Consider the following 9,240-nt stretch of genomic DNA (forward strand, 5'->3'; position numbering starts at 1 on the left):
AGCCTGCCGAAACTCTGGGCGAGTTTCGCTACCCTAAAATGATGCTTTGACGCACGGTTAGGCGAGTTTGTAATACTCTTCCCAACCGGCTCTCGGTGCGGGGCCCTTGAGCAGTTCGTTGGCTCGCGAGTTGTTCGTGATTTGCCGCGTTTTGGTATCGAACTCGAGATCTTCGCCGAGTCGCTGGGCAATGCATCCGAGCATGAAGACCTGTGTGAGTGGTCCTGATACCGCGAATGAAGAGTTGCAATAAGGATCCAACCCAGCGGCGGCTCGCAAGAAGTTGTTCATGTGGTTGGTGGAGGTTTCGCTCGTCGCGAACTCAGGCAGTTGTCCTTCCACGTCCGTCTTCCGGTCGCCGCCAACGACCTTTAGCGTGCCCGAGTGGGTTCCGCCGACGAATACCAAATCGTCACTGAAGATCGCCTTGCCGCATGTTGGGATGTTCACGCCGTTGGTTTTGGGAGGACGGTTGTTGACGCCGTCGTACCAGTTGATCGTCATCTCGGGCATGTCGGGGCCACGTTCGGCGAAGTCAAACGCGATCGTCGTACCATGTGGGAAAATGTACTCGTTTGGCTTTTCGATCTTCTCGGCACGGACCGTGTGAGGAAGGCCGAGTTTCAAGAAGCGGTGAATCGTGTCCAGGGTGTGCGGCCCCCAATCACCAAAGGCACCGTTGCCGTATTCGTACCAGCCTCGCCAGTTGCCTGGATCGAACTTCGAATTGTAAGAATGCTTGGGAGCCGTTCCCGTCCATACTTCCCAGTTCATGCCTTGAGGCATCGGTTCAGCCGACGGGTAGCCGTCCACGTCACCCCACGGATGCCAACGGCGTCCTTTGTTCATGCAGGCATCGACACGCCGCACGTTTTTGATGATGCCATTGTCCACCCATGATTCAAACTGCAGCCGCTGGCTGCTCGAGTGGCCTTGGTTACCCATCTGACATTGGACGCCGTATTTCTTTTCCGCCGCGATGAGCAGTTCGCATTCTTCAAACGTGTGGGCGAGCGGCTTTTCAACGTAGACGTGAATGCCCATCGACATCGCGAGCATTGCGATCGGGAAGTGCGCGTGATCGGGAACACCAATCGTGCAAACGTCGATCTGGTCGCCCATCTTTTCGAACATCTCGCGGAAGTCATCGAACACCACCGCATCGTCGGAGCGTCCCTTTGTTTTTTGTTTGAGTTGCTCGGCGCGAGAGGGCACCACATCGCAAAGCGCGACACAGTTGCTCAAACTGTTTTTGATCGCATCGGCTCCGATCGCACCTCCGCGATGGGAACACCCGATCACAGCCAGGTTCAATTTGTCCGGCGTTTTTTCGTCCCCGGCGACATCACGTGGCAGGGCGGTTACCGATGCGGCGACTGCGGCGGATCGGGTGATAAATTGGCGACGCTGAAGGTTTTTCATCGAGAATTCCAAATCGTTGGCGTTCATGTCGAGAATCTTGAGAGCGGAACGATGTGTTTGTGCACGTTCCGGTGGGTGGTGCGGCGCGGTCGCACCGACACAATCGATTCGCACCAATATAAACGACCGATCGCGGTCGTGTGCGATTTCTGAGCTTCTGCAGAATGCCGCGCGAGCGTGAGTGAGAATGCGTTGGCGAAGGTCACTCGTCCGTCGTCCCAATCCGGCGATACGATTCCTCCACGAGAGCTTTGCCGTACTCGCGTTCGAGCCTGCGGACGGTGAAGTGAGCGCGGGCGAGGTCCTGGTAGTGATCGATGAAATAGCTGTTGATCAACGCCCCGCCGACGGCGCCGATGACCGGAATCGCCTGCGCGGTCAACTTCTCGCTGACGACGACCCCAAAACGTTTTCCGATCAACTGCAGCAGTTTGACCAGCGGCGGGGCGGCGGTGTCGCCGATTCCGTGTTTGAGAACATATTTCGACGCGTCGGCGACTTGCTTGCTCATCGCGGCACGGACAGCGAAGTAGCCGATTTCGGTATCGTCGTCGACGTCGCTCTCGGTTCCACCATCAATCGCAAAAACTTCCAGGCACGCGAGTTGGGTTTGAATGTCCTTCAGGTCTTCGCCTTGCGAGCGAGCGATGTCCGCGATGCTGCGAAGGATCAGAACCGTCGACACGGGCAGTTCGATCGCGACCGTTGACAATCCGAACGCGCCGCCGGCCGCGCCCGACATTCCCGCCATGATTTTGTGGCTGATCAGTTTCGGCTTGCCCGCTTTCGTCTCTTCGCCGAGCGTTTTTAAGGCGACCTTCAACGCCGCCTGCAGTGATTTATCGACGGCCGTATGCAAAGCATCTTCCGCGATGTTCGGAAGCATTTTGATCGATGCGGTGATCGGCGCACCCATCAACTCGGTCAACCGATCCGCGAGGCCATGATGTTCGAGCGTCTCTTTGGCTTCACGCAGTTCAGCGAAAACGTCCTCGGGAAGTTCGCCTTCAATAATTTCGTTTGGCATGCTGTTGAGACTCGTTTTTTGTCGACGGGTGGGGCGTAAGTTCTCAGACAAGAACCTATCCCAAAAACAGTGTCAACCGAATAGCCGTCGAACGCATGGGGCGGTTCTTACAACGAGCCGTGGCACCCGCCCGCCGACAGGTTCGAGCCCGCAGGGATTAGAACGCAACACAATCCCGGTAACGGCAAACCGATGCCTTCGGTCCGATCACGCCGCGTGCAAGATCACGGCGGACGGCGAGTGGGGACCGAAAGCAGAGACGTGGCCTCGCCGGTGAGTTGCTTCACCGAGTTGAGCGATTCGATTCGAATCGTCCGTTAGGCGGCGGTGCGGGTGGAGCGACGCGTTGACTTAGCGGTGGTGCTCTTCGTCGTGATGACGTTTCGGATTCGCTTCAGAGCATTGTTCATCGCGACGGCGTCGCGGAATCGTTTGCTCGGCGTCGGGTCGATCGCTTTGCGAACCCAGTCGATGAAGTCCTGATGCAATCCTTTTCGGAACTTTGCGTACGACGGCAAAGGCGGTTCGAACGGGTATTCGGGAAGGACGCCGGCGAGCATTCGATACGCGATCAATCCCAACGCAAACACGTCACTTCGCAGCGTCGGTTTGCCCATCGCCTGTTCAGGAGCGATATAGCCGAGAGTTCCTGACGCGGAGACCCGGTGGCGACGGGTTTGGTTGCGAGCCAATCCGAAATCCGTCAAACAAATTTGGTTGCCGGGGAACAGGATGAAGTTTTCCGGTTTGATATCCCGGTGCAGCACTTTGTTCTCGTGCGCGTGTGCGACGGCCGCGGTCATCTGTCGGATGTAGTCGACGGACGCGGTGCGTGCCATGCGGCGCGACAACCGATCGTTCAGGCTTTCCTCGCCGAGAGGGAACACCATCACGAATTGCCCGTCGATGTAACGGGCATCTTTGAGGGGCAGCACATTCGGGTGTGATAGCGAGGCCATGATGCGAACTTCTCGCTGCACGTCGTCGAAGGACTGCTGCAAACTGTCGCTCGAGAGGTCAGGAACTTTGAGAGCCACAGACCGATCTTCGATCGTATCGTGCGCTTGGAATACGACGGCAAAGCCACCTTCGCCGAGTCGTTGCACTAAACGGTATTTGTCCAACTTCATCCCTACACGCAGTCGGCGTGAAGGTTCGGCGTCGGGCATTACTAATCGAAGCTTTGCGGTCACTCGCGTTATCTCGATTCAGAGTTCAGGGACAGTCCTTGTCATGCGTGCGTCCGCCGTCATCCTGACGGTGGCACATGTTCTCGCGGTGGTCCGCGTCTTCGCGTGGGTTCCGCGAAGAGAGCATGCCAGGCACAGTTCCCACATCAGTCGTTGAACCGGATTGGCAACCCGGTTCAGCGGCAATGCGAGAGTTAATTCTTGGTTTGTTCAGCGAGCATCGGATGAGCCAGCGGCGCGTCCGTTTTCCCGCATCGGGTGCTCACGTCGATCCGCACGGCCCACCGGCCTTCGGCATCGGCTTGAACGATCCAGTGTGGCATCACGCAAACGCTTTGGTGAACCAGTTCAAAGCCACCTTCGCTCTGGCTAACCGTTTGGATCGGGAACGCCCAAATGCCGCTGTCGCGGTCGCAGGTCAGGTCCACGTCCACATCGAGCCAACGATCCGAAAGCGAGAGCCCGCGGGCATCGCTGAGGTCAACCTTCTCGCCGAGTTGTCCGAGGCGGTTGCCCTCGGTGTCGCTGAAGTAACGGTCGTCGGCACCGGAAGGCAAACCGGCGAAATTCCATTCGATCGCAAAGTGCAGCGGGCGTCCCGGCGGCAAGTTTTCGAGCAGATAAGCGACCGACATCGTGTCACTGTCTTGGCAGATCGTGACCGCTTTGGTGATCGTGATCGGAATTCCCCACGCGTTTCCGTCGCGTCGCATTTGGGCCTGAACCCGGTCTCCACCTCGGCGAAGTTTGGCTTCGAAAGGCAGGTCGACGAAGTCACCTCGTTCGAGCGAGTCACCCGACATCACCGACTCGAGGGTTGCCTCGTTGTCGTAGAAGTGATCCATCAGGCTCTTACGAGGGAACCGGTCGTATTGCACGCATTCGTCGAGGCCTTCTTGTTTGAAGACGACGCGGTCGTGAATCGACGCGACATCGCCATCACCAGAACTCGGGCCGGCCAACACCTTGCGGTGATAGGCTTCGGGACGACGCTGTAGTGTCGACAACAGGTTGTGGTTGATCGCACGAAGGTCCCACTCATACATCCGACCGCCACTAGCCGGGTCGAGCCAGAGAACCATTTGCTCGTTCGACAGACGGACTTCCTGTTGGCCGTCGAAGTCGTAGTCAGACGCGGTCGCGGTCGCGATTTTTACGGTGCCTTCGAGGTTGGCCAGGATCGTGTCGGCCGCGATCAGGTGTTCATAGATCGCGTTGCGAAGGTGTGGCAAATAGATGCCGCCGAACGCACCGTGCCAGTACGGGCAGTTGCACTGGCCACGGTAAAGGTGGTCGCGTGCTTCGGCGAGAACGCCGGCGTCCAGGCCTGCCTCTTCGGCTTTCTTCAATCGCTCGCTGACATGCATCATGCGAGCGTACATCTCGTTGGTTTCTTCGTATTTCGTTTTGAAGTTGCGCCAGAAACCTCCCCGTACGAAAGTCTCCAGGCGTGGCCATTCGGAGCTTTTTTCGAGTGCGTGAGTAACGTCCTCGAGTGTCTCCTGGGCTTCGACCGGCAACGACCATTCGGTCATTTCGCGATAGCTGCAATCGGGTAGATAGGCTTTTCCCGCAGCCGGCACGCGGCGGATCGCTTCGGCCATGGTGATCGTGTGCAGCCACTCCTGGTTTTCGCTCAGTGCGTCAAAGAAGGAACGCAACCAACCCTGGTCATAAACGTGCGATTTGGTGTCCGGCCAAGTGCCGAATTTTTCGCCGTCGTCGCCAAAGGTCATCACCGCACCCGGGTGACGGTGAGCGATGTCCTGCAGGTACGAAATCGTTTCGCCCACGGGACGGAACGGGATCGTGTATCGCAGGTGCTCGCTGCCGGGGAAGATCCGCAGCAGCCGGCCTTGGTCCTCGACGAGGTAGTAACTGGTCAGGTCCTCGTCTTTCATCCCGGCGGCTTTGAAGTGATAGTCGTCGAGCACGGTGTAGTGGATCCCCGCATCGACGACATCGCTCGTCAAGCTCGATTCCCAAACCCGCTCGGGAGTCCACATTCCACCCGGGGTCACGCCGACGTTGCGTTGCAGCCACCGGCTGTACGATTCGATTTGGCCGACCCGGTCACGGCTAGGCAGCATCGTCAGGATCGGTTCGTACTGCGGACCGCCAACAATCTCGATCCGGCCGGCTTCGACGAGCAAGCGAACTCGGTCGAGGTATTCGGGATGACGCTCGGCGAGCCACATCATCAACGGACCCGACGTGTGCAGCGAAATCTGCAGCGACTCGTACGGCTCGAAAACTTCGAGAAACGGCAGGTAGCTGTCTTGGTAAGACTGCTCAAAGACGCCGTCGAAGTTGCCGATCGGCTGGTGATTGTGCAGAACCAAGCAGAGGTGAACGTGCGGCGTCATGGCGTTTGCGTCAAAACGTGGAGGGGAAGGTCGTGAAATCAATGGTGCGCATTCTAAGGTTACTTTCGTTCGTACCGAATCCCGTCAATGATCGGATTGGAACGAATGATCCGGTTTTTTAGCCGGCCAGCTATGCTTTGCCTGAACATCCCGACAAGATGAGGCAACACCGAGAAAGCACGCAATCGCTAAAGTCGCGTGCCCATCAGAGGATGTATCGGCCGTCGACGCAGAAAAGTTGAACGTTTGCCAATATCCGTCGCCCGCCGGCGAATATCCCGGCGGTAGGTGGTCGGGCACCGTTTTCGCCTACGCCTGCCGGCTTCGTTATGATGACAGCATGCGATCCGCGAGGCGGCGGGGATTCGACACCGATGCAGACACGCATCGCGATTGCTCTTCCGAACGCACGCCAATTTCCACCCTCCCAGCAGCAGGAACGCAGCACGATGAGTTGGGCCAGCACCGCAGTCGAACCAGGGCAATGGAGCCTTCCCGGGGGAAATGCCAGCGGATTTCCGTCGCCGAGTCTCGCGGAGTCGGATGATCCACGCGAGGGAAACGCACCGCAGCGCGGGCGGATTTCGCGAATCGGGGTCCGCGGATGGAGGTGGTGTGCCGCGGCGGTGTGGAACGTGTGGTGTTTGGCCAGCCTCGTGAGTCTGCTCGCGGTCGTGACCGCGATCCCGCTGCTGCAATTGACCGTGCTCGGGTACCTGCTGTTGGTGGCCGGCCGACTGACCAGCGGGCGTTCGGTCCGCGACAGCGTCCCCGGATTGGCTCAGGCCGGACAAATCGGTGTGGTCTTGGGATCGCTCGGACTCGCCTCGCTGCCGATCCGGTTGTTGGTGCACTGGGAATCCGTCGCCGCGGTTATCGAACCCGATTCAACTTCAGCAACCATCCTCCGCGTCGTCGCGATTCTGTTCTCGATGGCCGCGACGGTTTACCTGTGGTGGGCGTGGGTTCGGGGCGGACGGTTGCGGCATTTTTTGTGGCCTGAACCGATTCGTTTTTGTAAGCAGGCATGGCGGCCTTCTCTGTGGTCGGACGTTTCCGATCGACTGTGGAGTTTCATCGTTTCCTTGCAACTGCCGCAACTGTTTTGGCTCGGCGTGCGTGGTGCGGTGGGCACACTCATTTGGTTGTTCCCCGCGATGGTGATCATGAACGTCACGAGGGAAGGCAACGAAGCCGCCGCCGGTTTGGTCGGCGTGATCGCCCTGGTGACGCTTGGCTACATCCTGATGACGCTGCCGATGCTGCAAGCCCACTTTGCCGCTGAGAATCGATTCCGAGCGATCTTCGCTTGGCGCCGCGTCCGTCGCGAGGTTCACGCTGCTCCGTGGAGTTATGCCGGCGCGATGTTGGTGACGTTGGTGCTGCTGCCGATCCCGTTGTATCTGCTGAAAATCGAGGCCACCCCGCAGGAGATCACTTGGTTGCCGTGTCTCGTGTTCGTCGCGTTCATGTTGCCCGCTCGGATCGCAACAGGTTTGGCGATGCGGCGGTGTCGAAGGTTGTATCTCGAATCACAATCGTCGGTGAGTCAGAATACAGATGCCGACTCGAACGCGCACTCACCGCGATGGCGGCGTTGGTGGAACACGATGTCTCGTTTAAGCGTACGGTTTGCGGTCGCACCGGCGATCGTCGGTGTGTATATGCTCGTGCTCTTTGCGAGCCAGTACACGAGTTGGGACGGAGTCGACACGTGGATCCGTCAACATGCTTTATTAGTTCCGGTGCCGTTTGTCGGAATCTGATCGGTTGATGATGACCGCATCGTGATCACGACGGTTTACGGACGCGGTGTTCAGCATGGATGGTCAGGGTCAGGGTCAGTGGTCAGTGGTCAGTGGTCAGTGGTCAGGGTCAGTGGGCACGGTCACTTTGAGTTGGATGCAGCGCCAACGCCAGCGATCGGATTCGCGTTTGTATGTTGTCGGCTCGCGACATGAAAACGATCGGACATGCCGCCCCGGCGAGCATCCCGCCAAACCGACAATCGGCGGTGTACATGATCGCTTTGACCGTCAGGTTGGCCGACAAGAGGTTCGGGAAAACCATGGCATCGGCCGATCCGATTACTTCGCCACCGAGACCTTTTTTCTCGCCTGCGGTCGTTGAATACGCCAAATCGAACGACAGCGGGCCTTGGATTTGCATGTCCAGCGAAGTCTCAATGGCGGCCGCAATTTGAGCCGCCAAATGAGTTTCCGGCATCGCGTCGGTTACCTTTTCGCTCGCCGCCATGATTGCAATGCGTGGAGATGTGCAGCCAAGCGACATCGCAACTCGCGCCGTGGATTCAACGATCTCAGTTGCCTGTTGAATTGTCGGTTCGATCGTGATCCCCGTATCGGCCATCAGGAACTGCCGATGGTCTTTGGGGATTTCCATCATCACAATTTGGCAGATGGTCCTTCCCGTCTTCAGGCCCGATTTGGAATGGAGCACCGCTCGCATGAGATCCGGTGTTGCGATTCGACCTTTCATCAACGCCACTGCTTGACCGCGGCGAATGCACTCGACCGCGGCAACGGCAGGTTGGTCGGAATCAATAATTTGGAAATGGTCCAGTGGAACATTTTCTGTTGCCGCGACGGACTCGATTTCCTCCACCGGTCCGCACAAAATCGGACGCGTCCAACCACGGCGAGTGGTTTCCGTCAGGGCGTGGAGAACGGTTGCTTCATTCCCGCCCGCGACAACGACAGAGGACTCGTGTCGATTGGCATCGGCGCGTGCGAACAGTTGGTCGAAAGATTGCAGTCCCATCGGTCAAGGTTTCCAGACCGGATCGCGTTTTTCCAGAAATGCACTGATGCCTTCTTTCGCGTCGGGACGCATCGAGTTGTCAGTCATCACCTCGACAGCAAACGAGTAGGCATCGGCTTCCGAGTAAGACGCCTGTTGGTAGAAAGCGGACTTCCCGATCGCGACGGTGTCGCGGCTGGCCGACGCGATCTTCGTTGCCAGTTCTCGAGTCGCGTCCTCGAGTTGCGAGAGCGGCACGACACGGTTGATCAACCCCAATTCGTACGCACGCTGCGCTGCAAGAGGCTCTCCGGTCATTAACATTTCCATCGCGACTTTGGGGGGAATCGCTCGCATCAGTGGGACCATTGGCGTTGTGCAAAACAGGCCGATCTTCACGCCCGGTGTGGCGAACCACGACTGTTCACTCGCGACAGCGAGGTCGCAGGACGCCACCAACTGACAACCGGCGGCT

7 protein-coding genes are annotated in these 9,240 nt (G+C 58.3%); 1 reads left to right on the forward strand and 6 read right to left on the reverse strand.

Going from position 1 to position 9,240, the window contains the following annotated elements:
- Positions 1-57: 57 nt before the first annotated feature.
- From RSSM_RS30720 to RSSM_RS30735, 4 genes are all read right to left on the reverse strand, one after another.
- A complete protein-coding gene (locus RSSM_RS30720; protein ID WP_081613940.1) occupies positions 58-1,449 on the reverse strand; it encodes a Gfo/Idh/MocA family oxidoreductase in 1,392 nt (463 codons plus the stop codon).
- 175 nt (positions 1,450-1,624) lie between these two features.
- Positions 1,625-2,449 carry an EcsC family protein gene (locus RSSM_RS30725; protein ID WP_008689255.1) on the reverse strand — a complete coding sequence of 275 codons (825 nt, stop codon included), beginning with the start codon at positions 2,447-2,449 and terminating at the stop codon, positions 1,625-1,627.
- A gap of 317 nt (positions 2,450-2,766) precedes the next feature.
- Positions 2,767-3,618 (reverse strand): serine/threonine-protein kinase, encoded by an 852-nt coding sequence (locus RSSM_RS30730; protein WP_008689259.1) that lies wholly within the window; start codon positions 3,616-3,618, stop codon positions 2,767-2,769.
- Positions 3,619-3,833: 215 nt separating this feature from the next.
- Positions 3,834-6,005 carry an alpha-amylase/4-alpha-glucanotransferase domain-containing protein gene (locus tag RSSM_RS30735; protein WP_008689262.1) on the reverse strand — a complete coding sequence of 724 codons (2,172 nt, stop codon included), beginning with the start codon at positions 6,003-6,005 and terminating at the stop codon, positions 3,834-3,836.
- Between the two features lie 374 nt (positions 6,006-6,379).
- On the opposite strand from RSSM_RS30735, the gene RSSM_RS30740 reads away from it, so the two are divergent.
- Positions 6,380-7,771 (forward strand): DUF4013 domain-containing protein, encoded by a 1,392-nt coding sequence (locus tag RSSM_RS30740; RefSeq protein ID WP_236621512.1) that lies wholly within the window; start codon positions 6,380-6,382, stop codon positions 7,769-7,771.
- 109 nt (positions 7,772-7,880) lie between these two features.
- Here the strand turns inward: RSSM_RS30740 and RSSM_RS30745 are convergent, their stop codons facing one another.
- Entirely contained in the window at positions 7,881-8,786 is a 906-nt protein-coding gene (locus RSSM_RS30745; RefSeq protein ID WP_008689266.1) for a phosphate acyltransferase, read from the reverse strand.
- A 3-nt stretch (positions 8,787-8,789) separates the two neighbouring features.
- Positions 8,790-9,240, reverse strand: a 451-nt coding sequence (locus RSSM_RS30750) for an enoyl-CoA hydratase-related protein (RefSeq protein WP_044304116.1), incomplete at its 5' end; no start/stop codon positions are given.

It is taken from the genome of Aporhodopirellula sallentina SM41, assembly GCF_000346505.1.
GTDB classification, from domain to species: Bacteria; Planctomycetota; Planctomycetia; order Pirellulales; family Pirellulaceae; genus Rhodopirellula; species Rhodopirellula sallentina.

Bases quoted from the DNA above. Each gene is read 5' to 3' on its own strand.
- RSSM_RS30720 (WP_081613940.1), bottom strand. From the start codon at position 1,449: ATGAACGCCAACGATTTGGAATTCTCGATGAAAAACCTTCAGCGTCGC.
- RSSM_RS30725 (WP_008689255.1), bottom strand. From the start codon at position 2,449: ATGCCAAACGAAATTATTGAAGGCGAACTTCCCGAGGACGTTTTCGCT.
- RSSM_RS30730 (WP_008689259.1), bottom strand. From the start codon at position 3,618: ATGCCCGACGCCGAACCTTCACGCCGACTGCGTGTAGGGATGAAGTTG.
- RSSM_RS30735 (WP_008689262.1), bottom strand. From the start codon at position 6,005: ATGACGCCGCACGTTCACCTCTGCTTGGTTCTGCACAATCACCAGCCG.
- RSSM_RS30740 (WP_236621512.1), top strand. From the start codon at position 6,380: ATGCAGACACGCATCGCGATTGCTCTTCCGAACGCACGCCAATTTCCA.
- RSSM_RS30745 (WP_008689266.1), bottom strand. From the start codon at position 8,786: ATGGGACTGCAATCTTTCGACCAACTGTTCGCACGCGCCGATGCCAAT.